This window comes from Nocardioides sp. NBC_00163 (genome assembly GCF_045206295.1).
In the GTDB taxonomy this organism is placed as follows: Bacteria; Actinomycetota; Actinomycetes; order Propionibacteriales; family Nocardioidaceae; genus Nocardioides.
This window is the reverse complement of record NZ_CP108155.1, coordinates 785,411-810,584: the sequence shown is the minus strand read 5'-3', so window position 1 is coordinate 810,584 and position 25,174 is coordinate 785,411. Positions and strand designations below refer to the sequence as shown.

The window sequence follows — 25,174 nt, the reverse complement described above, 5'->3', positions numbered from 1 at the left end:
GTCGTCGCGAGGCCACCCCGGCCCGAGGCGCTGTTCGCGCCCCGGGCCTCGTGTGTGGCTCAGCTCCGCCAGGTGATGAGCGCGTCGAGCGCCTCGATCCGGTCCCCGGAGACCAGCAGCGGGTTGACCTCGAGCGACTCGAGCTCGTCACCGAGAGCCACGGCGATCGCGCCGATCCCGGCCACCACCCCGGCGAGCGCGTCCAGGTCGACCGGAGCCTGGCCGCGGGCGCCCCGGAGGACGGCGGCGCTGCGCAGGGACTCGACCGCCTGCCGGGCCTCGGCCGCCGAGACCGGTAGCAGGCGGAGCTGGGAGTCGCCGAGGATCTCGACCCAGACGCCGCCCATCGCCACCGCCAGCGTGAGCCCCCACGACGGGTCGCGGACGACTCCCACGAGCAACTCTGTGCCACCCGAGCGCATCGGCTGGACGACGGTCGTGGTGCCGTCGTGGCCCGCCTTCGCGAGGGAGTCGGCGATCCGCGCTGCCGCGGTGCGTACCGACTCTGCGTCGTGCAGGCCGAGCGCCACGCCACCGAGGTCGCTCTTGTGCTCCAGATCGTCGGCGGCCGCCTTCAGCACCACGGGGAAGCCGACCTCCTCCGCGTGGCGCGCGGCCTCGTCGGGAGAGGTGGCCACCCTGGACGGCACCATCGGGATGCCATTGGCCGCCAGGAACGCCGACGCATGACGCTCGGTCCACGTCCCGGTGCGCGATGGCAGCCCTTCCGCGACCGTCACCTCGACCGCGACCGGCGCATCCGCGCCGGACTGATGGCGCCGGTAGGTCTGCGACCAGCGGACCGCGTGGCCCAGCGCCGTCATCCCGTGCTCGATGCCACCCGCGATCTGCGGGTAGCCGGCCGCCTCCCGAAGTGCCCGCCCGGTCTCGCTCACGTCGATCAGGACGTTGCCCACGATCACGACCGGCTTCGGCGAGGAGCGGATCACCCCGGCCGTGTGCCGGTAGGTCTCCACCGCGAGGTCGAAGTCGGGTGTCGTCCGGGGCATGTCCTGCAGCAGCATGATGACGTCGACACCAGGATCGGCGGCGACGACGTCGAGCGCCTTCGACATGAGCTGGCGGTCGAGCAGCACGTAGCCGGTGACGTCGAGCGGGTTGTTCGGCGTGGCGAAGGGCGGCAGCACCTCCCGGAGCGCTGCCGTGGTCGCCTCGGCGAACTCCGGGAGCTCGAGCCCCTCGTCCTCGGCACGGTCGGAGATGATCTCGGAGGCGCCGCCCGAGGGGGTGACGACGCCGATCCGGTTGCCCGGGAGCGGGCCGGTCTCGGCGAGCATGCCGGCGGTGACCATCAGGTCCTCCAACGAGCCCACGCGGATCACGCCGAGCTGACGGAAGGCAGCGTCGACGGTCTTGTCGTCGCCCACCAACGCACCCGTGTGGGCCTGTGCGGTCCGAGACGCCTTGACGCTGCGGCCGATCTTGAGAGCCACGATCGGCTTGCCCGCCGCCAGCGCCCGCCGGGCGATCTCGGCGAACTCCTCCGGGTGCCGGATGCTCTCCAGGAAGAGCGCGATCACCTTGGTGTTCGGCGCCTCGACCAGCGCGTTCATCACGTCGGTCACCGACATCGCGGTCTCGTTGCCCATCGAGACCAGGAGCGAGATCCCGATGTTGCGGGCCTGGGCGAAGGCCAGCACGTTGCTGGCCAGCGCACCGCTCTGCAGCACGACCCCGACGGACCCACCCAGGAGCGGCGGGGGGATCGGCAGCCCGTACGGCGTGATCGAGTCGGCCGCGTTGATGAACCCGTTGCCGTTCGGGCCGAGGACGGTCAGGTCGTGCCTGCGAGCGATGTCGGCGACCTCCTGCTCGCGGACCGCGCCCTCCTCACCGACCTCGCCGTAGCCGGCGGTGAGGATGACGTAGTTCCGGATGCCGCGGGCCGCACCCTCCTCCAGGACCAGCGGCACGACCTCGATCGGCGTCATGACATAGACGAGGTCGACCGGCCCCGGGATGGCGGAGAGGCTGCGGTGGGTCTCGACACCATGGACGACAGGCGTCTTGGGGTTCACCAGGTGCACGTCACCGGAGAAGCCGTGCTGAAGAAGGTTGTTGTAGGTGCTCAGTGACCAGCCCGACTTGTCGGTCGCCCCCACCAGGGCGACCGACTTCGGGCGGAAGAACTCCTGCAGCCGATCGGCGTCGAGCGTGCTCATGCCAACGACGCTCCCACCTTGACGTTGCCCTTGAGGAGATTTCGGGCGATCGTACGGCGCTGGATCTCGTCGGTTCCCTCGAAGATGCGGAGCAGGCGCAGCTCGCGGTACCAGCGCTCCAGAGGGAGCTCCTTGGTGTAGCCCATCCCACCGTGGATCTGGAGGACGCGGTCGACGACGCGGTTGGCCATGTTGGTGCCGTACAGCTTCGCGATGGAGGAGGTGTGCCGGGCGTCCATCTTGTTCTCGACCTGCCAGGCGGCATGCAGGGTCAGCCAGCGGGCGGCCTCCAGCTCGACGGCGCTGTCGGCGATGTGGCCCTGGATGAACTGGTAGTTGGCGATCGCCTGGCCCATCGAGTGCCGGTTGTTGGCGTGCTCGATCGCCATCTCGAGCATCCGCTCCGCGGCACCGATGGCCCCGGCCGGGATCATGAAGCGACCGTTGCCGATCCACTGCATCGCCAGCTCGAAGCCCTTGCCCTCCTCGCCGAGGATGTGGTCGTTCGGGACGCGTACGTCCTGGAAGCTCAGCGCCGCCGGGCCCCACTCGCCCATGGTCGGGATGGGCGTGGACTCCCAGCCCATCGCCCGGTCGACCAGGAAGCAGGTGACGCCGCCGTCGGCGCCCTTCTCCGGGTCCGTGACGGCGAAGACCATCACGAAGTCGGCCTCGTTGCCATTGGTGATGAAGACCTTCTCGCCGTTGATCACCCAGTCGTCGCCGTCACGGACCGCCCTGGACCGGATGCTGCGGGCGTCGGAGCCGGCGCCGGGCTCGGTGATCGCGAAGCAGCTGCGGCGCTCACCCTCGATGGTCGGGATGAGGTACTCCTGCTTCTGCGCCTCGGTGCCGGCGTAGAGGATGTTGTCCGCGCTACCGCCGAAGCGGAATGGCACGAAGGTGCGGCCGGCCTCGCCCGCGATGATCGCCGACATCACGGCTCCCGCGGCCATGCCGCCGTACTCCTCCGGGGTGTTGATGCCCCAGTAGCCGTACTTGCGGGCCTTGGCCTGCAGGTCCTTGAGCTGTCCCGGCTCGAGCGCAGGACGGCCGTTGCGCTCGTTGAGAAGGACCTGGTCCTCCAGTGGCATCACCTCCTTGGTGACGAACTGGCGCACGGCCTCCTTGACTGCTCGATGCTCTTCTCCCAGCGCGAAGTCGATCATTGCCCGCTCCTTCGGTTAGAGTGAGTTTCTAGAATGGTTTTCTAGAATGAACTATGAGAAGCGTCACGCAGTAGCGGTTCGTCGTCAAGAGGAATTGCGCATATTGTGAGAAGATCCCGGCACCACGACGAGGAGTGAACGATGGCCCTAGAGGTCGAATCGCAGCGCCCGGGAGGGCGTCGCTGGGCGAAGACCGAGGAGACGCGCCGTCAGCTCCTGGACGCCTCGCGCGAGGTCTTCGCGGAGAAGGGCTACGCAGTGGCCAGCGTCTCCGACGTCGTCGCCCGTGCCGGCTCCAGCGTCGGGAGCGTCTACCACCACTTCGGTGGCAAGGAGCAGCTCTACCTCGCCCTGTGGGAGGAGTACGTCGACCGGCTGGCCGCGGCGGCGGCCGCCAGCGTCGCGAAGGCGCGCAAGAGTGGTGTCGAGGCGCCGCTCGACCAGTTCGAGGCAGGTGCCCTGGCCTACCTCGACGCGGTCTGGGAGGACCGCGAGCTGCTGCCCGTCTTCTACGCCGGCGACGGCCCGCCCGGGTTCGAGATGATGCGCCGCCGGCGCAACATCGAGTGGATCCGTCGCAACCTGCAGGTGCTCGGCCTCGGCGTCAGCGACGAGAACCAGCTGCTCGGCGCGATCCTGACCGCGCTCATCGGTGAGGCGGCCCGGATGACGGCCGCGTGCGAGACCAAGCGCCAGGCGCGGCGGGTGTCTCGGCACGCGATCGCGTTGGCCCAGCGGCTCTTCGTCGGGGAGGTCGCCGAGCCCGCGGCTCAGGCGGCCGAGTAGCTCCCAGAGTGCGTTCGACGGTCAGTGCCATGTGGCCAGCCCGCGGTCGATGACCACGGTGCCGTCCTCCTTCCGGGTCTGGAAGGCGGACGTCACCTCGTCGACCCGCCACATCGCGACGTGCAGGGTCTCGCCGGGAAGGACCGGCGAGGAGAACCGGCCGGCCATCGAGGCCATCGCGTCCCCGTCGCCTCCGGCGATCGTGCCGATCAGCGCCCGGCCGGTGACCCCGTAGGTGCACAGCCCGTGCAGAATCGGGCGCTCGAAGCCGCCCCGCGCGGCGAAGCGCGGGTCCGAGTGCAGCGGGTTGCGGTCGCCGCTGAGCCGGTAGAGCAGGGCCTGGCCGGGCCAGGTCGGCATCGTCACCAGCTCGTCGGGATCGCGGTCGGGGATCGGCGAGGCGACCCTGGGCCCGGGGTCGCCGCCGAACCCGCCCTCGCCCCGGATGAACACGGAGCTGCGCGTGGTCACGACGGGTTCGCCCGTCGCCGGGTCGACCGCCTCGGCCTCGCTCGCGACCAGCGCTCCCGAGCCCTTGTCGTACATGCCGGTCACCTGGGACGTCAGCGAGACGGTCCCCTCCGCGGTCAGGGGCCGGTGCAGGACGACCTCCTGTTCGGCATGGACGAGCATGGCCGGGTTGAAGTCGCCCATCCTCCTCCCGCCGCGCCTGGCGCCCCAGGTGACCATCACCCCGAACGTGGGCAGCACCCTCTGCTCCGGGCAGGCATCGTCGCCGTGCTCGCTGGTGTAGCGCAGGTCGGTCAGCGGGTCGTCGTGCCCGGCGCCGACGCCGACGGCGTACAGCAGCGTGTCGGCGCTGGTCCAGGACCGCTCCTCGGGCTCGGAGCGTACGCCGATGACGGACTGGTCCAGGCTCATGCCTCAGGGGTCCTTCCGCTGGTGAGCGAGTTCGCCCGTGCCTCCGCGATCATGCTGGGCAGCACCACGTCGAGCTCCTCGACGGTCCACGGGCCGTCCTTGTCCTCGGTGGGGCCGGCGACCCAGCCCTCGGCCACGCTCACGTGCCCGCCGCGTACGTTGAAGACGCGCCCGGTCACCTCGCGCGCGGACTTCGAGGCCAGCCAGGCGACCACGGGGGAGACGTTCTCCGGTGCGCCCGGGTTCCACTCGCCCTCGGCCACCTGGGGCCGGTTGGGGTTGAGATTCTCGGTCATCCGGGTCAGCGCCGCGGGGGCGATCGCGTTGACGGTGATGCCGTAGCGGCGCAGCTCCTGGGCGGCGATGACGGTCATCGCCGCGATGCCGGCCTTGGCGGCGCCGTAGTTGATCTGCCCCGGGTTGCCGTAGATCCCGGAGGAGGAGGTGGTGTTGATGATCCGGGCATCCACGTCCTCACCCTGCTTGGAGAGCTCGCGCCAGTGCTGGGCGGCCACGCTCATCGGCGCGAAGGTGCCGCGCAGGTGGACCTTGATGACCGCGTCCCACTCGTCGATGGACATGTTGACCAGCATCCGGTCGCGCAGGATGCCGGCGTTGTTGACCAGTACGTCGACCCTGCCCCACTCGTTGAGGGCGTCCTGGAACAGTTTCTGGGCGCCCTCGGGGTCGCTGATGTCGCTGCCGTTGGCGATCGCCTCGCCGCCGAGGGCGCGTACCTCCTCGACGACCTGCTGCGCGGGGTCGTCGGCCTTGCCGGTGCCGTCGAGGCCGGCGCCGAGGTCGTTGACCACGACCGCCGCTCCGCGGCGGGCGAACTCGAGGGCGTGCGCGCGGCCGAGGCCGCGGCCGGCGCCGGTGATGATGACGACCTGTCGGTCGGTGCTTGCCATGGGTCTGCTCCTTCGGTGGTGGGGTCAGCGCTGGTTGGCGAGGATCAGGGTCGCCGCGCTCATGAACATGCCGCCGTTGCCGAGCACCAGGCTGGTGCCGACCCCGTCGACCTGCGCGGCGGCCTCGCCGCGCAGCTGGCGTACGGACTCCTGGATCGCGAACATCCCGTACATGCCGGTGTGGGTGTAGGACAGGCCGCCGCCGTTGGTGTTCATCGGCAGGCGTCCGCCGGGGGAGGTGTGCCCTTCGGCGACGAACGCACCCGACTCCCCACGGCCGACGAAGCCCATGTCCTCCAAGCCGTAGAGCGGGACGTGCGCGAAGGCGTCGTAGATCATCAGGTGGTCGATGTCGGACGGGGAGGTGTCCGACTCCTTGAACGCCGCCTGGCTGGACAACGTGAACTGCTTGCAGCGGGTCATGTCCTCCATCTGCGAGATCAGCGGCGTGGTGGCCGCCTCGCCGGTGCCGAGGATGTGGACCAGCGGCTTGTCGCTCCCGTGCGCCTCGGCGAACTCGCGGGAGGCGACGATCAGCGCGCCACCGCCGTCGGTCACCAGGCAGCACATCAGCAGGGTGAACGGGTCGGCGATCATCTTGGCGCCGAGGACGTCGTCGACGCTGACCTCCTCCCGGAACATGGCCCGGGGGTTGCGGGACGCCCAGCGGCGCTGGGCGACCGCGACCTCGGCGAGCTGCTCGAGGGTGTTGGCGGTCTCGTGCAGGAACCGTCGGGCAGGCACGGTGAAGCTCGTCGGCGGACCGGTGATCCCGTACGGCATCTCGAACTGCGCCATCACCGAGTCGTTGGCGCGCGGATGCATCGGCGCGCCCACCCGGGACCGGCCGGACTCGCCGTGGGTCACCAGCACCACGTCGGCGTAGCCCGCCTTGATCGCCGCCGTCGCGTGACGTACGTGGAAGAGGAACGAGGAGCCGCCGACGCCCGTGCCGTCGATGTAGGTCGGGGTGATCCCCAGGCTGTGCGCGACCTGGATCGGGCCGGGGATCGAGACCGAGGCGATGCCGTCGACCTGGTCCTTGGTCAGGTTCGCGTCTGCGAGAGCCCGGCGGGCGCCCTCGACGTGCAGCTCGAGGGTCGAGGTGGTGGGCAGCTTGCCGATGTCGGTCTCGGCAGCACCCATGATGACGACGTCGCGGCTCATCGGGCGTACTCCTTCACCGGGGCGAAGACGGGCACGGCGACGCCGGTGCGCTGCTCGAAGCGCACCTCCACCGGCATGTCGAGCTCGAGGGCGCCCGGATCTGCGTCGACCAGGTTGGTCATCATCCGTGGACCCTCCTCGAGCTCGACCACGGCGATCACGGTCGGCACCGGGAAGCCGGGCGCGGGACGGTGGGAGACGACGTACGTGTGCAGCCGGCCCCTGCCGGAGCAGGTGACCCACTCGAGGTCGGCGGAGCCGCACCGAGGGCACGAGGAGCGTGGGTAGAAGAAGACCTGGTCGCAGGGCCGGCACCTCGGCAGGTCGAGCCTGCCGGCGGCGGTGGCGTCCCAGTAGGGCTGGGTCTCCGGGGTCGCCCGCGGCGCGAACCGTGCCTCTGGAGAGACCTCGGGGTGAGTCGTACTCATACGGTGCTGCCTTTCTCCCGCTTCCCGAGGGCGCGAGTGTCGAGGTAATGGAGGATGGCCTCGACCGAGGCCCGGGCGGCCGGACGACGCTGGTCGTCGACCTTGGCGTAGACGTGGTCGGCCACCTGCTCGCGGGCCACGCCGTCGGCCAGCAGGCCGGCGACCTGGTCGATCCGGCGCTGCCTGTCGGCGATCCGCGCCCGCAGGTACGTGGTGGGCTCCCGTACGGCCGGCCCGTGTCCTGGGAGGAGGATCCAGCCGTCGTCGACCAGGCCGGCTATCCGGGCCATCGAGCCGAGCATGTCCGCGATGGTGCCGTCGGGGTGCGAGATGTAGGGGTTGAACCGGGCCAGCACGGTGTCCCCGGTGAGCATCACGCGGCGGTCGCCGAGCGAGAAGCTCACCCCGTCGGAGGTGTGCCCGGGGGTGGTGAGGGTGCGGATCTCGGTGCGCCGGCCCAGGTCGATCCGGGTCCCGTCGGGGATGATCCCGTGCTGGATCCGTGGCCTGATGGGCGCCTGCCATCGCTCGGCCACCGCATGGGCGGCCTGGGAGTGGTCGCCGTGATGGTGGCTGAGGAGGATCGTCTCGACGCGGGCCCCGGCTCCTCGCACCACCTCGTCGATCCGGTCCAGGTGGTCGGGGTCGGTCGGACCGGGGTCGATGACCACGGCCCGACGCTCCCCGACGACGATCCAGGTGTTGGTGCCCTCGTACGTCCAGTGGTTGGCGTTCGGCGCGAGCAGCAGGTGGACGCCATCGGTGACCTCCACCGGCTCCTCAGGTCGCGGCGGTGCCCCGCCGACGTCCCAGATCGCGTCGATGCGGCAGGAGTCGTCCCGACGGTACTCGTTCTGGACGGGAGGGCCGCTGCTCACTCCTGCTCCATCCAGACGTTCTGGAGCTCGCGCGAGCTGTAGTCCGGGTGCGGGTAGTAGTCGTGGACCTTGCCCGAGTAGAGCGTCTGGGTGTCGTAGGCGTAGAGCGGCAGCGGGGTGGAGACGTTCTCCATGATGTAGCGCTCGATGTCCTGCAGCGCCTTCTCCCGCTGCGCCTCGTCGGTGATGACGCGCTGGGCGGCGACCATCTCGTCGAGCTCCGGGTCGTCGACCTTCGACCAGTTGCGGGTGCCGGTGCTGGTGTACTCCGAGGTGAGGTACTCGTCGGCCGTCAGCATCGGGGTCTGCAGGCCGTACATGATGTCGTACTTCGTCTCGGGCCAGGTCGAGCTGACGTAGGTGGCGTAGTCCTGCTGGTCGATGGTCAGCTTGATGCCGATCTTGGAGAGGTCCTCCTGGACCCACTGGGCCTCGCGCAGGATGGTCTCGCCGTAGCCGTCGGTGGCGACCAGCTCGGCCGAGAAGCCGTTGGGGTAGCCGGCGTCGGCCAGGAGCTTCTTGGCCTTCTCGGGGTCGTACTCCAGCAGCCCGTCGACCTCGTCCTGGGGCAGCGCCCCGAAGAGGGTCGGCGAGATCGGACCGGTGAGCGACCCGCCCGAGCGCAGGGCCTTGATCATGCCCTCCTTGTCGATCGCGTGCGCGACCGCGCGGCGGACCTCCAGCTTGCTGAAGGGCCCCTCCTGGGCGTTCATGAAGACCCGGGTCTGGGTGATCCCCTTCTCCGTACGCAGCTGCAGCCCGTCGATCTGGCTGAGGAGCTGGTCGACCTGGCGCTTCTCGGTCGAGAGCGAGGAGATCATGTCGAGCTTGCCGCTGCGCAGCGCGGCGATCTGCGCCTGGGCGTCGGGGAGCACGGTGGTCTGGATGCCGTCGAGGTGGGGGAGGCCCTCGATGAAGTAGTCGGGGTTCTTCTCCATCACCCGCTCCTGGTCACGCTTCCAGCTCTTCAGAACGAACGGGCCGGTGCCGATCGCCTCCTCGGCCAGGTTGAACTCGCCCTTGGTGCCCTCGCAGGGGAGGACCGCCATGAACGGGTTGGCCACCGTCTGGTCGAAGGCGGCGTTCGCCGACCCGAGCGTGAAGACCACGGTGTACGGATCGGGGGTCTCCACCTCGGTGACGCCGGCGACCAGACCGAGCTGGTGGCCGGGCAGGGACTTGATCCGGTCGACCGTGCACTTGACGTCGGCCGAGGTGAACTCGCGCCCGTCGACCGGCGGCTTGTCGTGGAACTTGACGCCCTGTCGGAGGTTGAAGGTCCAGGTCTTCAGGTCCTCCGATTTCGACCACTTCTCGGCCAGGTCGCCCTCGAGCTCGCTCGAGCCGTACTCGACGTCCTTGCCGGTCTTCGGTGCGACCAGCCGGCTGTAGACCGTTCCGACCGCGACATGGGTCATGTAGGACGCCTCCTTCTGGATGTCCAGCGAAGGCGCGTCGGCGGTGGCCGCGGTGTGCAGGATGCCGCCGTCCTGGGGCGGTCCGGCGTCCTCGACGATCTTGCCTTTCCCGGCGGCGGTTCCGCCCGCTCCGCAGGCGGCGGTCAGGGCGAGGCAGGCAGCGGCCGCGACCGCACCGGCGGTCCGGACCTGTGATCTCGTGAGGCGAAGCATGGGGTGGGACATCACGGACTCCTTGGGTGGGATGGGGCTAGCGGCGCTGTTTGGGGTCGAGGAAGTCGCGCATGGCGTCGCCGAGCAGGTTGAACGCCAGGACGGACACGGAGAGGATCAGACCGGGAACGACGGTCATCCACGGGGCGATCTCGAGCTGGCTGCGGCCCTCGCTCAGCATCCGGCCCCACGAGGGTGTCGGTGGCGGGGTGCCGATGCCCAGGAAGCTCAGGGCGGACTCGGCGATGAGGATGACCGCGAAGAGCAGCGAGCCCATGACGAAGAGCGGGGCCATCAGGTTGGGCAGCCCGTAGCGGAGCAAGATCCGCGGGGTGCCGCAGCCGACCGAGCGGGCGGCCTCGACGTACGGCTCCTCGCGGATGCGGAGCATCTCGCCGCGTGCGACGCGGTTGATCGAGGGGATCACCAGCAGGCTGAGGGCGATCACGGTGTTGCGTACGCTCGGGCCGAGCAGGGCGGCCACGAACAGCAGCAGCACGATCGACGGGATCGCCATCAGCGCGTCCATGATGCGCTGGAGCACGGAGTCGATCCAGGTGCCGCCGAAGTAGCCCGACACGACACCGACGATCAGGCCGATCGCACCGCCGAGAGCGAGCGTGGCGACCGCTATCAGCAGGGAGGTCCGGGCACCGTAGAGCGACCGGCTCAAGACGTCCCGGCCGAGCTCGTCGGTGCCGGCGAGATGGCCGCCGACCCCCGGAGCGGTCAGGATGTTGACCCGGTCCTGGGCGAGCGGGTCGTACGGAGCGATCCAGGGTGCCAGGACGGCGACCACGACGAAGAGCGTGATCAGGAAGAGGGCGATGGCGCCGAGGGGCTGCTCCCTGGTGAACCGGACCAGACCGCTGCGGGATCGTGGTCGGCGGGCTGCGCGCGCGGTTCCGGAGATGGCGATGCTCATGCGGAGGCTCCTTCGTAACGGATCCGCGGGTCGATGACCGCGTAGAGCAGGTCGACCACGACGTTGACGAGGATGAAGATGGCGCCGTAGAAGATGACGCAGCCGAGGATGACCGGGTAGTCGCGCTGCCCGACCGCCTCGAAGATCAGCGACCCCATCCCCGGGATGGCGAAGATCCGTTCGAGGATGACGGTGCCGCCCAGGATGTGGCCGACCTGCAGACCGAGCACGGTGAAGACCGGGATCATCGAGCTGCGGCCGGCGTGCTTGAGCACGACCACGCGCTCAGACGCGCCGCGGGAGCGGATGGTCCGGATGAAGTTCGAGCCGAGCACCTCCAGCAGCGAGGACCGCAGCATCCGGGCGATGCTCGCCATGGTCGCGGCGCCCAAAGCGATCGCCGGGAGCGCCATGTGGATGAGGTTCTGGCCGAGATCCTCGGTGGGGGAGGCGTACACCAGTGGTGGGGACCAGCCGAACCACAGGGCCAGGAAGGTGATCAGGAGGAGCGCCAGCCAGAAGTTCGGCAGCGACATGCCGATGACCGCCAGGAAGCGCATCACGTTGTCGACGACGCTGTGATGGCGGATCGCCGAGAGCATGCCGAACGGCACCCCGAGAAGGATCCCGAAGACGATGGCCAGCAGACCGAGCTCGAGGGTGGCGGGAAGGCGCTCGAGGATCTTGGTCGTGACGGGCCGCTCGTCGTCGAACGAGTCGCCCAGGTCGCCTTGGACCAGCCCGCCCACGAAGTTGCCGAACTGGGTCAGGATCGGCTCGTCCAGGCCGAGCTCGGCGGTGCGCTGGTCGATCTGGGCCTGGGTGACACCGGGGGCGTCGGCAAGCTGGAGCCGGACGGCGTCGCCGGGGATCAGTCGGATGATGAGGAAGACCAGAGTGGCGACCAGGGCGAGCACGAGCAGGCCGTAGGTCAGGCGTCGTCCGGCGTAGAGAAGCATGCGATCACCTCGCGGAAGTGGGGTCGAAGAGGTGGCAGGCGACGCTACGGGCGTCGCTCGAGCTGCCGATGGTCAGCAGCTCCGGCTCGTCGCGGTCGCAGCCGTCGACGCTCTGGTTGCAGCGTGGGTGGAACCGGCAGCCCGACGGAGGCCGTCGTGGGCTGGGGATCTCGCCGGCGAGCGGCGTACGCAGCTGGTGATGGGCGTCGGGGGAGGGGATCGACGCCATCAGGGCCTGTGAGTAGGGATGTCTCGGCCGCTCGCTGATGTCGTCGGCGTGGGCCACCTCGGCGAGCTTGCCGAGGTACATCACGCAGACGCGGTCGGAGATGTAGCGCACCACGTTGAGGTCGTGCGCGATGAAGAGATAGGAGAGCCCGAGCTCGCGCTGGACCTCCTTGAGCAGGTTGAGCACCTGCGCCTGGACGGAGACGTCGAGTGCGCTGACCGCCTCGTCGCAGACGATGAGGTCGGGGTCGGTGGCGAGCGCTCGGGCGATCCCGATGCGCTGCGCCTGGCCACCGGAGAACTGGTGGGGGTAGCGCTCCAGCGCGAACGAGGGGAGGCCGACCAGGTCGAGCAACTCCTTGGCGCGTTTGATCCGCCCGGCCCTGTCGCCCATGCCGTGGACCACCATCGGCTCGGTCAGCACCTGGGCGATGGTCATCCGTGGATTGAAGGAACTGAACGGGTCCTGGAAGACGAGCTGCATCCGCTTGCGGAGCTGCGTCAGCCTGTTCTTCGGCAGTGTGGCGATGTCTTGACCGTCGAAGGTGACCGAACCGCTGGTCGGCTCGATCAGCCGGAGGATCAGACGCCCGAGTGTCGACTTGCCGGAGCCCGACTCTCCGACCAGACCGAGGGTCTCGCCGCGCCTGATGGTCAGGGAGACGCCGTCGACGGCGCGTACGGGTGGGCGGTTCGGGGTGAACAGGCCCTTGCCGTCGCCGAAGTGCTTGACGAGATCGTGTGCTTCGACGAGGGGAGCGGCGCCGGGGACGATCATCGGGCCACCTCCGCCAACGGCGCGAGGGCACCGCGCTCCTCGTCCGGACGCCAGCAGCGGACCTGTCGGCCCGCGACGTCGCGCAGCGGCTGGGGGGCGTCGCACTCGGGGCCGGCCTCGGAGCAGCGGGTGACGAAGCGGCAGCCGGTGGGCATCTCGTTGAGGGCAGGCACGGCGCCCGGGATCGCCGGCATCTCCTCATCGCGCGGGGTGTCGCGTCGCGGGATCGCATCGAGCAGCGCCTGGGTGTAGGGGTGCTGCGGCCGGTCGAGGATCTCGTCGGCAGTGCCGGTCTCGACGACCTGTCCGGCGTAGAAGACGACGACCCGGTCGGCCATCTCGGCGACCACACCCATGTCGTGGGTGATCAGCATCAGCCCGACCCCGGTTCGGTCCTGGAGGTCGCGGATCAGCGCCAGGACCTGGGCCTCGACGGTGACGTCGAGGGCGGTGGTCGGCTCGTCGGCGATGAGCAGGCGCGGGTCGCAGGCCAGCGCGCCGGCGATCATGACCCGTTGCCGCTGGCCGCCCGAGAGCTGGTGGGGGTACGCCTTGAACTTGGTCTCGGGCTCGGGGATGCCGACGAGGTCCAGCAGCTCGACCGCGCGCTCGCGTGCCTTCCGCTTCGAGACGTCGTGGTGGATCCGGTAGGCCTCGACGAGCTGGTGCCCGATCGTGAAGAGGGGGTCGAGAGAGGTCATCGGGTCCTGGAAGATCACCGAGATGTCCTTGCCCCGCACGGTGCGCATGTCGTGGTTGTCGGCTCCGGTGATGTCCCTGCCGTCCCAGGTGATCCGACCGCCGCTGACCCGGCCGTTGCCCAGCAGGCCGAGCACAGCGAGCGCCGTGACGCTCTTGCCGGAGCCGGACTCACCGACGACGGCGACGGTCTCGCCCGCATCGATCCAGAGGTCGACGGCGTTGAGCGCCTCGACCGTGCCGCCCCCGGTCCGAAACTCCACGTGGAGGTCCTCGATGCGTAGAAGCGGCTCATTCGCGGACCCAGTTGGTGCTCTCATATCGGACCCTCCCGTTCGTGTCCGCGACCGGCTGTCGGTCGCCGATGTTGGTGGCTCAATCTAGAATCACGCTCTAGGATGAGATTCATCATTGGGTCGCCAAACGAGTGTGTCAAGGGTCACAATCCGGATATCGGACTTTCTTCTCGTGACACCCGTTCGGCGCAGCGTCGTGCCGTGACGTACGACGCAGGTGGCGCCGTCTCGGACGGCGCGGGAGGTGGAATGAGCGAGTCCGAACCCACCGAAGTGACGGGAGCCGCGCGTTCCACCCTGATCGTGGTCTGCCTGGTCAGCGCGGTGATGGCGCTCAACGCGAGCTCTCTCAACGTCGCGCTGCCGACGCTGAGCCGGGAGTTCGAGGTGAGCTCGGCGGAGGGGAGCTGGCTCCTGCTGTCCTACATGGTCGCCAACACCGCCTGCCTGCTCCTCTTCGGCCGCCTCAGCGACGTCTGGGGGCAGCGGAGCCTGTACCTGGGCGGACTGGTCCTCTTCTCGCTGGCGAGCTTGCTGGCCGGCTTCGCTCCGAACGTTGAGGTGCTCATCGGGCTCCGGGTGGTCGCCGCGATCGGCGGCGCGGTGCTCATCGGCAACGGCGCCACCCTCATCCATCAGGCTTTCCCGCGCTCCGCCCTGGGAGGCGCGATGGGCCTGTACGCCGCCTCGTTCCCAACCGCCAACCTGGTCGGGCCGACGGTCGGCGGGCTGATCGTCGACCACGTCGGCTGGCAGTGGGTGTTCTGGTTCAACGTGCCGGTCTGCCTGATCGCGCTGGTGGCGGGACATGTGCTGCTGCCGCGACCGGTGGTGGTCAAGCGCGCCGGCGGTCTCGACCTCCCCGGCAACCTGGTGATCATGGTCGGCGTGGTCATGCTGACCCTCGGGATCACGTCGCTGACCGACCTCGGGTGGCTGCACCCCCTGGTCATCGGATGCGTCCTCGGATCGGTCCTCCTGGTCCCGGTCCTGCTGTTCGTCGAACGGCGAGCGACCGCGCCGGTGCTCGACATCACCGTCATGCGCCGTGTCGGGAAGCTCTTTCTCGCGGGCTTCTTCACGGGGGCCGGAAGGTTCCCGCTGATCGTGCTGGCCAGCCTCTACTTCCAGAGCGTCGTCGGCGTCGCCCCGGGGACGGCGGGGATGATGCTGCTGCCGATGCCGGTCGGGATGATCAGTGCCTCACTGACACTCGGTTGGCTCTCGCGCCGCTGGACGCCGCATCAGATCATGTCCGGAGGATCGGTGGTTGGTACGTGTGGCGTCGCCCTGGTCGCGCTCGCCATCCATCTCGAGCTGACCTGGATGGTGATGGGGACGCTCGCGATCGTCGGCCTGGCGACCGGTCTGTTCATCGGCACCAATGCCACCGTCCTCCTGGAACGCGCACCCGAGGACGCGCTGGGCGTCGTCAACGCGACGCGGCTGATGCTGCAGAACACCGGCAACGTACTCAGCCTTGCCGTCGCCCTCACGCTTCTCACCGCGATCCTGCCGCCCGGGCTCGGTGAGGCGGTGCTCGCCGCCAAGGTCCCGGCCGATGGTGTCGAGGCGGTCAACGCGGCCTTCACGCTTGTCTGCCTGTTCCTCCTCGCCCTCGGCGCGGTCGGAGCCTGGTACTCCTTCCCGCGCCGAGGCGATGTCGAGGATGCGATGCGGGGGTCAGGTGGTGACGTCGTGCGGCGCGGCGGGTCGTGCTATTCGCGAACGGGTGATGAGGAAGCCGAAGGCGGTGGCGAGGACGTACATCACGATGCTGTAGACCGCGGCCGGGATCGCGACGGTGGTGTTGTCGAGCACGCTGAGCGCGATGGTGAGGGCCACGGTGGTGTTGTGGATCCCGACCTCCATCGAGGTGGCGATCGCCTGCGCCTGGCCGAGCTTGAACACCCGAGCGCCGAGGTAGCCGAGGCAGAGGCTCGCGCAGCAGAACAGCGTCACGACCACGCCGACCTCGCGGAGGTAGTCGGCGATGTTCTCCCGCTCACCGAGGATCGCGCCGACCGAGACCATGACCAGTACGACGATCGAGAAGATCCGCACCGGACGATCCGCCCGCGCGGCGAACGTCGCTGACCGGCTCCGCACCAGCATCCCGATGCCGACCGGAACCAGCACGATCGCGATGACCTGGATGACCTTGCCGAACTGCAGCCCCAGGGTGTCGCCGGCGTCGAAGTAGTTGATCGCCGCGTTGGTGATCAACGGGATCGAGACCGCCGCGAGCACCGAGTTGACCGCCGTCAGCGTCACGTTGAGCGCGACGTCGCCACGGAACAGGTGGCTGAACAGGTTCGCCGTCGTACCGCCCGGCGAGGCGGCCAGCAGCATCACCCCGACAGCGATCAGCGGATCCAAGTCCGCGACCACGACGAGTCCGAACGCGATCATCGGCAGAACCACGATCTGGAGCGTGAGCGCGACGAAGACGGCTCGCGGAGTGCGTACGACCCGACGGAAGTCTCCCGGGGTCAGGCTCAGGCCCAGACCGAACATGATGATGGCCAAGGCGATGGGGAGGCCGACCGAGAGTAGGGCCGAGTCGTTCACTGTGTTCCTCCAACATGCGGGGCCGCCGCCACGGTCGACCCGGTGAGATGTGCGTCACAGTGGACCATGCGGAAGAGGTGAACCACAGTCTTATCCCGACATTTCGACCCGCGAAGAACGTATCCCCTGTCGCGAGCGGCCTTTTCGGCTCGCGACAGGGGACGGTGCGGGGAGCATCGCCGGGTTCACACGATCTTCTGGGCGACCTCGTTGAGGTTGGCGCGGAGCTTGGCGCGGTAGGTGTCGTGCTGCTCGGGCAGCCGTGCGTCGCAGAAGGCGGCCAGGTCGGTCCCGGTGACCTCGATGACCGAACGCCCAGCGGCGGCCTCGGTCTCGAACAGGTCCAGGACCTCGCGGAGGATGGTGACGATGTCCATGCCGTCGCCGGCGGTGAAGCGCCACATGTAGCTCTTCATCTCTGCATAGACGGTGCGGTAGTCGGCGGGTAGCTCGGCCGCGCGGGCTTCCATGCGCTTCCAGTCCTTCTTGTCACCTACGAGGCGGCTGAGGAGGTTGTTCATGGTGGTGCTCCCTTGGATCGGTTGGTGGCTCCTGTTTGGGGCCGTGAAAGAAGCGTGCAGCCCTGACGTAGCGTCAAGGTCAAGCACCGATCCGAAGAAAGTTCTCGGGACCCCGGGACCCCGGGGCCTCAGGCCGCGAGGCGGTGTATGTGGAGTACGTCGCGCAGCCTGCGTTCTGCCGGCGACAACAATGGTGGATCCGGTGGCCAGGTGTCTGGTGGCGGGCTGATGTAGGTGTGGCCCGTGGGTGTGGTGGTGATGATGCTGCCGTCGGGTCCTGGCCTCGCTTGCCAACCGACGGCTTCCTTGGCCTGATTGCACCTTTCACACAAACCCTGCAGGTTCTCGGCTCTGGTTTCGCCGCCGTCAGCGTGGCGTTCGACGTGATCGATGTTGCGGATCGGGGCATCGCAGCCGTTGGTCCGGCAGATCCCGCCATCACGGGTCGCGATGAACTCCGCGAGCCCGTCGGGTGCCTTCCTGGCACGTGATTCCATGGCGACCAGCCGACCGGCGGGGTCGGTGAACAGGCGCCGGACGAAGACCTCGGCATCAGCGAGCGCCTCACGGGCCCAGGTCGCGGGGACGGGGCCGTAGCCCTCGACCAGGGCCGGCTGATCCGCGTCGCCGGTGAGGGAGTCGGCGGTCATCACGATCTTGACCTCGATCCGAGGCTTCGCATCGGTGGTGCTGCGGCCGGTGATCCGGTCGACGAGGGTGTCGGCCATGACCTGGCCACGGGTCCGCTCGTCACCGGCGGCCGCAGCGGTCTTGGCTGCTTGATCGAGTGCTGCGAAGACGGCGACGCCGTCCTTGACCGGGAGCAGGGCACCGAGCCAGGTCATGGTGTCCGGGGCCGGCCGGAGGCTGACGCGGCGGTCCTTCTCCGCGTTGGCGGCGCGGGCGACGAGGGAGGCCTGGTCGAGGGTGATGGCGAGTTTCTTGGCGGCGTTCTCGAGCTGCCGCAGCCCCATCGACACCGCCTTGGCCGGTTCGCCACCCGGGCCGGTGGCGCAGAGCTGGTAGTCGATGACCTTGCGGTCATCGAGCGAGAGGCACGCGGTCTCACGGGCGAGGGTGGTGGCCTGCCATTGGGAGAACAGACCTGCCTTCATGAGGGCGAAGGTGTGCGGCATTTCGGTGGTTAGGATCTTCGCCAGTCCGAGCAGTTTGGCGCCCTTCTCGGGCGAGACCCGCCGCGCCAAGGCGATCTGGGAGGCGACGCCCTCGCCCAGTCTGCGGGCCGGTACCCCAGCCTCTGATTGGCGCTCGCGAACGACTTCGTCGAGACGTACTGCCGCTTCTGCTTGGACAGCCTCAGCGGTGCACTTGATCTCTTCGAGACGCGAGATCCAGTCGACCAGCTCAGCCTCGGACGCACCCGGAGGCGGCCCTGCGAGGAAGTGGTCGATGGTCTCGTACATAGGCTTTATTATATGCGCAAGGCGACCGTGGCGCGACCTATTTAAGCAGGTCAGACCCAGTTACGCAGTCAGCGAACAAGCAACGGAGCTCCGCGCCACTCTCTCGCCGCCGCCCCGTTATAGGCGAAATCTTTCTCGATCGGGTGCCGGGTCAAGGATGGCCGAAGGCCACCGCGAAGCGGCGCCCGAAGGGCGTCCTTGACGCGGCGCGCGATCGAGAAACACTCAAAGCAAGGGTCGGCGGCGAACCTTGAAACGAAGAACAGCCGCTAAGCGAGCTTTCCCGAAGAAGCGGACCGTGTTGGTCTCGACACGCCTCCGCCTAGCGGCTCCGGCGGCTCGACCAGCGGGGCAAGGCGGCTCGGCCAGCGGGGCAAGGCGGCTCGACCAGCGGGGGAAGGCGGTTTGACGAGCGAGCAGGGCCGTCCGCCCATCGAAACGCCTCAGCACCCCGATCCAACTATGTGTAGTAAATAGCGTTACATTACTACTTCGACATTTTCGATCGCACAGAGGAGGTCCGCATGGAGCGGCTCATCATTTTCGCGCTCGTCGGTCTCGCGGCCCAGGCGGTCGACGGGTCGCTGGGCATGGCGTACGGCGTCACTTCGAGCACTCTGCTGGTCGCGACCGGGGTCGCACCTGCGGTCGCCTCGGCATCGGTGCACCTGGCCGAGGTCGGCACGACGTTCGTCTCGGGCGTGTCCCACTGGAGGCTCGGCAACGTCGACTGGAAGGTCGTGGGCAAGATCGCGATCCCGGGCGGCATCGGCGCCTTCGCCGGCGCGACCGTCCTCTCCAGCATCTCCACCGAGAGCGCCACACCCTGGGTGGCCGGTCTCCTGCTCGTCCTGGGCGTCTACATCATCGCCCGCTTCGTCTTCGGCAAGCCGCCGGTCTTCATCCCGGGCCGTCGCCCCGGGCTGGGCCTGCTCGCGCCGCTGGGTCTCTTCGGCGGCTTCATCGACGCCACCGGTGGTGGCGGCTGGGGTCCGGTGACCACGCCGACCCTGATCTCCAGCGGCACCCTGCACCCGCGCAAGGTGATCGGCTCGGTCTCCACCGCCGAGTTCGTCACGACCCTCTCGGCAAGCGTTGGATTCCTCATCGGACTGGCCGGAGAGGCGCTCGACTGGCGTGTCATCGCCGGCCTCCTCATCGGTGGCGTGATCGCTGCCCCGTTCGCCGCCTACCTCGTCAAGCACCTCTCGCTGCCCGTCCTCGGCGGCCTGGTCGGCAGCATCATCCTGGTCACCAACGGACGTACGCTGCTGCGCAACTTCGAGGCCGAGTCGGTGGCCGCGTACGGCCTGCTCTTCGCCGTTGCCGCGGTGATCGTCGTGATCGCGGTGCGCAAGGCCGGCGGCAAGATCGCCCCGGCGCAGGAGCCGGCGCCCGAGTCCGAGACCGCCAACGCCTGAGCGCCGGCATGTCGGCGGCCTCGGAGGCCGGTCGAAAGTTCTTCCGATGTCCATGTCGAAGGAGAACGATGTGGTTCGACGCACAGGTGTCGGCCACCGAGAAGCGGTTGGCCCCGAACTGAGGAGCACATCATGCCCCGTTTCATGGGCTTCGTGAGGATGGAAGAGGGAATCGGCTCGGCGCCGGAGGCCCTGTTCAAGGCGATGGACGACTACATCGGCGAGCAGGCGGCCGCTGGACACTTTCTCGACGGTGGAGGTCTCTACGGCAGCGAGGACGCGGTGAACTTCCTGGTGGAGAAGGGCGAGGTCACCCGGGTCGACGGCCCGTACGCCGAGGCCAAGGAGGTCGTCGGCGGCTGGGCGCTGACGCGCTACGACACCCTCGAGGAGGCGATCGCCGGGCAGCGAGAGTTCGCGCAGCTGCACGCGACGTACTGGCCGGAGTGCAAGATCGTCGCCACCCTGCGTCAGATCTCCGAGGCGGACTAGAGCCGGCCGCCCGCGGCCAGCGCTAGGACGCCTGCTGGCGGGGCCGCGGTACGGCGGCGACGAGCTGCTGGGTGTAGGGATCCTGCGGGGAGTGGAAGACGGTGGCTGGGTCGCCGCTCTCGACGATCTTGCCGGCCCGCATGACGTAGACGTGGTGGGCGACGAGCTGGACGACGGCGAGGTCGTGGCTGATGAAGAGGTAGGAGAGGCCCTGGTCCCGCTGCAGGCCGACCATCAGGTCGAGGATCTGCTCCTGGACGAGCACGTCGAGGGCGCTGACGGCCTCGTCCATGACGACGAGCTCGGGGTCGAGAGCGAGGGCGCGGGCGATCGCGACGCGTTGGCGTTGACCGCCGGAGAGCTCGTGCGATCGGCGGTCCGCGTACGCCGCGGGCAGGGCAACCCTGTCGAGCAGCGTCTCCACAGCCTTGCGGCGAGTGGTGGCGTCGCCGACGCCGTGGACGCGCAGCGGTTCGGAGATGACCTGAGCGATCGTGTAGCGCGGGTCGAGGGAGGCGTACGGGTTCTGGAAGACCGGCTGGATGGCGCGCCGATAGGCGAGGAGGTCCTTGCCGCGCAGGCCGGCCAGGTCGGTGCCGCGGTAGCGGATGGTGCCGGCGTCGGCCCGTTCGAGGCGAAGCGCGAGCCGGGCGGCGGTGGACTTGCCGGATCCGGACTCGCCGACGATGGCGACCGTACGTCCCTTGGAAATGGTCAGGTCGATGCCGTCGACGGCGCGGAGCGGCTCGCGTTGCCCGCGGATCCGGTAGCGGCGTACGGCACCGGACACCTCCAGGAGGGTCTCGGTCTCCTCGGCGGTGGTCGGTGATGCGACCTTGACCGCGGACATCGCGGGCGCGGCGGCCAGCAACCGCTGGGTGTACTCGTGCTGGGGAGAAGCAATGATCGCGGCCGCGTCGCCGCTCTCGACGATCCGGCCGCGGTGCATGACGATGACCCGGTCGGCGCGCTCGGCGGCCAGGGCGAGATCGTGGGTGATGAGGAGCACGCCGGTGCCGAGCTCGGTGGTGAGCGTGGTCATCTGGTCGAGGACGCGGCGCTGCACCGTGACATCGAGCGCGGAGGTCGGCTCGTCGGCGAGGAGAACCTCGGGGCGGCAGGCGAGCGCCATCGCGATGAGCACACGTTGCCGCATCCCGCCGGAGAACTCGTGTGGATACTGACGGTAGCGGGCGGCGGGGCGGTCGATACCGGCCTGGCCGAGCAGCTCGATGGCGCGTTCGCGGGCCTTGCGCCCGGACGCCAGACCGTGGACCTCCAGCGCCTCGGTGATCTGTGCGCCGACGGTCATCACGGGGTTGAGGTTGGTCATCGGGTCCTGCGGCACCAGGCCGATGCGTCGGCCACGGATCTCCGTCATGGCCGACTCGGGTGCTCGGGTGATGTCTTGGTCGCCGAGGGCGATGGTGCCGGCAGTGATCCGGCCGTTGTCGGCGAGAAGCCGGTTGAGGCAGGAGGCGAGCGTGGACTTGCCGGAGCCGGACTCGCCGACGACGGCGACGGTCTCTCCGGCCGCGAGGTCGAGGGAGATGTCGTCGAGCGCCTGAACCGGTCCTTGGCTGGTGTCGAAGGTGACCGATAGGCCGCGCACGGACAGGACGGGGGTCATCGGTCCTCCTGGAGGCCGGCCGCGTCGAGCAGCACCGAGATGATCTCGGTGCCGGGCACGACGTCGGGGAGCCGGGTGGGGTTGTGGTCGAGCCGGCCGAGCGGACCGTGCAGCCGGGTCGCGCCGCCGGCGACGACGACACCGGTGTCGGGTGCGATGGCGAGGTACGTGCCGGTGAAGCCGGGATGCTGGAGGTAGCGGACGTCGCCGACCTGGCCGAGGAAGCCGCCCAGCGCCTGCTCAGGATGCTTCGGGTGGGGCGTCGCGAAGCGGTCGACCACCTCGCGTGGCACGAAGGTCCCCTCGCACAGAGCAGTCCCGTACGTCAGCAGGTCATCGACGGTGGCGAACAGTCCGGCGTGCCCGGCGACGCCGTCGAGGGCGTGGGCGGTGTTGCCGTCGTTGACCTCTCCCCGGAGGTGATGGTCGCGCCATCCGGAGAAACGAGCCGGACGGATGCCGACCGGGTGCGGCTCGTCGGTGGCGAGCATGGCGTACTCATAGGCATCGCTGTCCGCGCTGGTGGCGGCGCGATCCGGGGCGACCGGGCCGTAGCGTGCGGAGAGTCCCAGCGGGGTGGCCACCAGTTGGCCGTACGCCTCGTCCAACCGGAGCGTGGTGGCCTGCTCGATCACCGCGCCGAGCAGGATCATGCCGAGGTCGGAGTAGGTCCAACCGGCGCCGGGCTCGTAGGCCAGCGGGAGCCGCTCGACGAGCTGGATCGCCTCGCTTCGGCTCCCGTCGGCCTCGGCGTAGAGGGGCCACCACGGTCGAAGGCCGGCGGTGTGGGTCAGCAGCTGTTCGATGGTGACGGCGTCCTTCCCCGCACCGCGGAAGGCGGGCAGATGGCGGCTCACCGGGTCGCCGAGCCGCAGGTCATCGGAGGCGACCAGCCGCATCGTGATCGCTGTGGTCGCGGCGAGCTTGGTGACCGAGGCGAGGTCGAGCATGTGGTCAGGTCGCATCGGCACCCCGGGATCGTCGGCCGAGGGCAGACGTGCCCAGCCGGCGGCCACGACCTCCGACCCGTTCGGCGTACGCAGCCCGAGAATTCCGCCGGCCGGGTGGCTGCCGTCGCCGCCGATGGTCAGCAGGCGGTCGGCGCACGCCTGGAGTGGTTGGCTGCCGCTCATCGTTCGAACACCAGCGTCTCGGGCCAGGCATCGATCCGAGGAGGGGGTGCGCTCGCGGGGATGATCTGGCCGAGGACGCGGAGGCCGATCGCTCCGGTGCAGCTGGGCACGTTGCCGGGGAGCCCGTGGACGCTCGCCCATCCGATGAGGGCGAAGGCGATCGCCTCCTTGGTGTCCGACGGCACGCCGAGGGCGTCGCTGGTGATGACCCGCACGCCGGGGAGGAGCTCGCCGAGCCGTCGCATCAGAACCGGGTTCCGTACGCCGCCACCCGAAGCGACCAGCACCTCGACGCCGGCCCGGGTGACCGCCTGGGACACGGAGACCGCGGTGAGCTCGGTGAGGGTCGCGACCAGGTCGGGAAGCGACGGCTTCAGGCCGGTCCGCGTGAGGCCGGCCCGGACGTAGTCGAGGTTGAACAGCTCCTTGCCGGTGCTCTTCGGAGCCGGCTGCCCGAAGAAGGGCGAGTCGAGCAGGTCGTCGAGCAGCACCGGGACCACGGTGCCGGCGGCGGCGAGCTCGCCGTCGCGGTCGAAGCTGGCCGCTCCGGGCGCGTCGGTCACCACGGCGTCGATGAGCGCGTTGGCGGGCCCGATGTCCCACGCGACAGGATCCGTGGCTGGTCGGCACACGGTGATGTTGGCGATACCGCCGAGGTTGAGCGCGGCTGCGACGGTCCCGTCCTCGGCCAGCGGCGCCAGCATCCGGACGTCCAGCAGGGGCACCAGCGGTGCACCCTGCCCGCCGGCGGCGATGTCGGCGGAGCGTACGTCTGAGACGACCGTCGCGCCGGTTGCCTCGGCGATCCAGGCGGGCTGCCCGATCTGAAGCGTGCCGAGCGCTCGGCCGCCCTCGACCCAGTGGAAGGCGGTCTGGCCATGGGTGCAGACGACGTCGACCGAGCCGGCCTCCTCGACCGCCTGCCTCGCGGCAGCGGCGAACGCCTGTCCGATCAGCGTGTCGAGCTCGCACACGACGTCGAAACCGACCGGCGCAGGAGGCAGGGCCTCGATGAGCCGCTTCCTCAGATCGGGCGGGTAGGGCACCGAGCTGTGGTGGACGATCCGTGCGCGCAGCACGTCCGCGTCGATGTCGAAGTCGACGATCGCGACGTCGATCCCGTCGTGGGAGGTCCCGGAGATCATGCCGAGCACGCGCATCAGCCACGCTCCTCGATGACGGTCCGCAGCCGGCCACCGGCCAGCTCCAGCGCCTGTGACGCCTCGGCGGGGGAGAGGCCGGTGAGGATCGTCGCGATCGCCAGCTTGGCGTGCCAGCCCGACTCGTCGAGCGCCCGGACCGCGGTCGCGTCGTCGGCCCCGGTGGCCTCGGTGACCATCCGGACCGCCCGATGCCGAAGCTTGGCGTTGTTGGCCCTCATGTCGATCATCAGCGACCCGTACGTCTTCCCGAGCTGCACCATGGTGGCGGTGGAGATCATGTTGAGCACCATCTTCGTGGCCGTGCCGGCGCCGAGCCGGGTCGACCCGGAGACGACCTCGGGGCCGACCGGCACCTCGATGCCATGGGTGGCGACGCGCGCCACTGGTGTGCCGAGATTGCAGGCGATCCCGATGGTGAGCGCACCGTTGTCGGCAGCGTGCGCGAGGGCGCCGAGGACATAGGGCGTACGTCCGCTGGAGGCGATCCCTACGACCGTGTCGAGCGGCCCGACCCCGAGCGCGGCCAGGTCGGCAGCACCGGCCTGGTCATCGTCCTCGATCCCTTCCGCCGCACTGAGCAGCGCCGCCGGGCCGCCGGCGATGACGCCGACGACGACGTCGTCGAGCCCGAAGGTGGGCGGCACCTCCGAGGCGTCGAGCACCCCGAGCCGGCCCGAGGTTCCCGCGCCCACGTAGATCAGCCGCCCGCCGTCCCGCATCCGAGCGGCCGCCGCGGTGACTGCCGCCGCGATCGACGGCAGCACGGAGCGTACGGCGGTGGCGACCGTCGCGTCGCGCTCGTTCATCAACGCGATCAGGTCGGTGACGGAGAGCTGGTCGATCTCCGGTCCGCCCGGTGGGCTCGACGCCTCGGTGGTGAGCGCGTCGAGCATCGACTC

22 protein-coding genes and 1 pseudogene are annotated in these 25,174 nt (G+C 69.4%); 4 read left to right on the top strand and 19 right to left on the bottom strand.

All coding sequences use genetic code 11. From position 1 onward, the window contains the following. Nucleotides 1-59 precede the first annotated feature (59 nt). Both OG801_RS03935 and OG801_RS03930 read right to left on the bottom strand, forming a co-directional pair. Nucleotides 60-2,183: an acetate--CoA ligase family protein gene (locus OG801_RS03935; protein ID WP_406033796.1), complete on the bottom strand. Its 2,124-nt coding sequence runs from the start codon at nucleotides 2,181-2,183 to the stop codon at nucleotides 60-62. Beyond that, the gene (locus OG801_RS03930) at nucleotides 2,180-3,352 is read right to left on the bottom strand and encodes an acyl-CoA dehydrogenase family protein (RefSeq protein ID WP_355225165.1); all 1,173 of its coding nucleotides are present in this window, start codon (nucleotides 3,350-3,352) and stop codon (nucleotides 2,180-2,182) included. The genes OG801_RS03935 and OG801_RS03930 overlap by 4 nt, the downstream gene beginning before the upstream one ends. Before the next feature lie 141 nt (nucleotides 3,353-3,493). On the opposite strand from OG801_RS03930, the gene OG801_RS03925 reads away from it, so the two are divergent. Continuing rightward, complete coding sequence (locus tag OG801_RS03925) at nucleotides 3,494-4,138, top strand: helix-turn-helix domain-containing protein (RefSeq protein ID WP_355019804.1); 645 nt, start codon at nucleotides 3,494-3,496, stop codon at nucleotides 4,136-4,138. Between the two features lie 21 nt (nucleotides 4,139-4,159). Here the strand turns inward: OG801_RS03925 and OG801_RS03920 are convergent, their stop codons facing one another. Genes OG801_RS03920 through OG801_RS03875 form a run of 10 tightly spaced genes read right to left on the bottom strand, consistent with a single transcriptional unit; the run spans nucleotide 4,160 to nucleotide 13,887 of the window. Next, nucleotides 4,160-5,020 carry a MaoC/PaaZ C-terminal domain-containing protein gene (locus tag OG801_RS03920; protein WP_406033794.1) on the bottom strand — a complete coding sequence of 287 codons (861 nt, stop codon included), beginning with the start codon at nucleotides 5,018-5,020 and terminating at the stop codon, nucleotides 4,160-4,162. Next, nucleotides 5,017-5,931 carry an SDR family oxidoreductase gene (locus OG801_RS03915; protein ID WP_406033792.1) on the bottom strand — a complete coding sequence of 305 codons (915 nt, stop codon included), beginning with the start codon at nucleotides 5,929-5,931 and terminating at the stop codon, nucleotides 5,017-5,019. The genes OG801_RS03920 and OG801_RS03915 overlap by 4 nt, the downstream gene beginning before the upstream one ends. Nucleotides 5,932-5,955: 24 nt before the next feature. Continuing rightward, nucleotides 5,956-7,098 (bottom strand): thiolase C-terminal domain-containing protein, encoded by a 1,143-nt coding sequence (locus OG801_RS03910; protein ID WP_406033791.1) that lies wholly within the window; start codon nucleotides 7,096-7,098, stop codon nucleotides 5,956-5,958. Then, complete coding sequence (locus tag OG801_RS03905) at nucleotides 7,095-7,526, bottom strand: Zn-ribbon domain-containing OB-fold protein (RefSeq protein WP_355019808.1); 432 nt, start codon at nucleotides 7,524-7,526, stop codon at nucleotides 7,095-7,097. The genes OG801_RS03910 and OG801_RS03905 overlap by 4 nt, the downstream gene beginning before the upstream one ends. Further along, nucleotides 7,523-8,404, bottom strand: coding sequence for an MBL fold metallo-hydrolase (locus OG801_RS03900; RefSeq protein WP_406033788.1), 882 nt, complete (start codon nucleotides 8,402-8,404; stop codon nucleotides 7,523-7,525). The genes OG801_RS03905 and OG801_RS03900 overlap by 4 nt, the downstream gene beginning before the upstream one ends. Next, complete coding sequence (locus OG801_RS03895; protein ID WP_406033786.1) at nucleotides 8,401-10,047, bottom strand: ABC transporter substrate-binding protein; 1,647 nt, start codon at nucleotides 10,045-10,047, stop codon at nucleotides 8,401-8,403. Before OG801_RS03895 ends, OG801_RS03900 begins: the two co-directional genes overlap by 4 nt. Before the next feature lie 25 nt (nucleotides 10,048-10,072). Beyond that, nucleotides 10,073-10,960, bottom strand: a complete 888-nt coding sequence (locus OG801_RS03890; protein ID WP_355019811.1) for an ABC transporter permease — start codon at nucleotides 10,958-10,960, stop codon at nucleotides 10,073-10,075. Next, the gene (locus OG801_RS03885) at nucleotides 10,957-11,919 is read right to left on the bottom strand and encodes an ABC transporter permease (RefSeq protein WP_406033784.1); all 963 of its coding nucleotides are present in this window, start codon (nucleotides 11,917-11,919) and stop codon (nucleotides 10,957-10,959) included. Before OG801_RS03885 ends, OG801_RS03890 begins: the two co-directional genes overlap by 4 nt. Nucleotides 11,920-11,923: 4 nt before the next feature. Then, nucleotides 11,924-12,925 (bottom strand): ABC transporter ATP-binding protein, encoded by a 1,002-nt coding sequence (locus tag OG801_RS03880; protein WP_406033782.1) that lies wholly within the window; start codon nucleotides 12,923-12,925, stop codon nucleotides 11,924-11,926. Beyond that, the gene (locus OG801_RS03875) at nucleotides 12,922-13,887 is read right to left on the bottom strand and encodes an ABC transporter ATP-binding protein (protein WP_406033780.1); all 966 of its coding nucleotides are present in this window, start codon (nucleotides 13,885-13,887) and stop codon (nucleotides 12,922-12,924) included. Before OG801_RS03875 ends, OG801_RS03880 begins: the two co-directional genes overlap by 4 nt. A 135-nt stretch (nucleotides 13,888-14,022) precedes the next feature. Between OG801_RS03875 and OG801_RS03870 the strand changes: the two are divergent. Then, nucleotides 14,023-15,336, top strand: a pseudogene (locus OG801_RS03870) (MFS transporter); the annotation flags it as partial. 267 nt (nucleotides 15,337-15,603) lie between these two features. Here the strand turns inward: OG801_RS03870 and OG801_RS03865 are convergent. The 3 genes from OG801_RS03865 to OG801_RS03855 all read right to left on the bottom strand — a co-directional run bounded on the left by OG801_RS03865 (nucleotide 15,604) and on the right by OG801_RS03855 (nucleotide 18,436). Then, nucleotides 15,604-16,491 carry a bile acid:sodium symporter family protein gene (locus OG801_RS03865; RefSeq protein ID WP_406033778.1) on the bottom strand — a complete coding sequence of 296 codons (888 nt, stop codon included), beginning with the start codon at nucleotides 16,489-16,491 and terminating at the stop codon, nucleotides 15,604-15,606. Nucleotides 16,492-16,676: 185 nt separating this feature from the next. Continuing rightward, nucleotides 16,677-17,012 (bottom strand): DUF1048 domain-containing protein, encoded by a 336-nt coding sequence (locus OG801_RS03860; protein WP_406033776.1) that lies wholly within the window; start codon nucleotides 17,010-17,012, stop codon nucleotides 16,677-16,679. Nucleotides 17,013-17,140: 128 nt separating this feature from the next. Continuing rightward, nucleotides 17,141-18,436, bottom strand: coding sequence for a DUF222 domain-containing protein (locus OG801_RS03855; protein ID WP_406033774.1), 1,296 nt, complete (start codon nucleotides 18,434-18,436; stop codon nucleotides 17,141-17,143). 524 nt (nucleotides 18,437-18,960) lie between these two features. Between OG801_RS03855 and OG801_RS03850 the strand changes: the two genes are divergently transcribed. Continuing rightward, on the top strand, nucleotides 18,961-19,857 hold the full coding sequence (locus OG801_RS03850; RefSeq protein ID WP_406033773.1) for a sulfite exporter TauE/SafE family protein: 897 nt from the start codon (nucleotides 18,961-18,963) through the stop codon (nucleotides 19,855-19,857). Nucleotides 19,858-19,989: 132 nt separating this feature from the next. Next, nucleotides 19,990-20,349 (top strand): YciI family protein, encoded by a 360-nt coding sequence (locus tag OG801_RS03845; RefSeq protein ID WP_406033771.1) that lies wholly within the window; start codon nucleotides 19,990-19,992, stop codon nucleotides 20,347-20,349. 22 nt (nucleotides 20,350-20,371) lie between these two features. Here the strand turns inward: OG801_RS03845 and OG801_RS03840 are convergent, their stop codons facing one another. Genes OG801_RS03840 through murQ form a run of 4 tightly spaced genes read right to left on the bottom strand, consistent with a single transcriptional unit; the run spans nucleotide 20,372 to nucleotide 25,168 of the window. Further along, nucleotides 20,372-21,979: a dipeptide ABC transporter ATP-binding protein gene (locus tag OG801_RS03840; RefSeq protein WP_406033769.1), complete on the bottom strand. Its 1,608-nt coding sequence runs from the start codon at nucleotides 21,977-21,979 to the stop codon at nucleotides 20,372-20,374. After that, nucleotides 21,976-23,112, bottom strand: a complete 1,137-nt coding sequence (locus OG801_RS03835; RefSeq protein WP_406033767.1) for a serine hydrolase domain-containing protein — start codon at nucleotides 23,110-23,112, stop codon at nucleotides 21,976-21,978. The genes OG801_RS03840 and OG801_RS03835 overlap by 4 nt, the downstream gene beginning before the upstream one ends. Beyond that, nucleotides 23,109-24,272 (bottom strand): anhydro-N-acetylmuramic acid kinase, encoded by a 1,164-nt coding sequence (locus OG801_RS03830; protein ID WP_406033765.1) that lies wholly within the window; start codon nucleotides 24,270-24,272, stop codon nucleotides 23,109-23,111. Before OG801_RS03830 ends, OG801_RS03835 begins: the two co-directional genes overlap by 4 nt. After that, nucleotides 24,272-25,168: an N-acetylmuramic acid 6-phosphate etherase gene (gene murQ / locus OG801_RS03825; RefSeq protein WP_406036333.1), complete on the bottom strand. Its 897-nt coding sequence runs from the start codon at nucleotides 25,166-25,168 to the stop codon at nucleotides 24,272-24,274. Before murQ ends, OG801_RS03830 begins: the two co-directional genes overlap by 1 nt. Nucleotides 25,169-25,174: the final 6 nt, after the last annotated feature.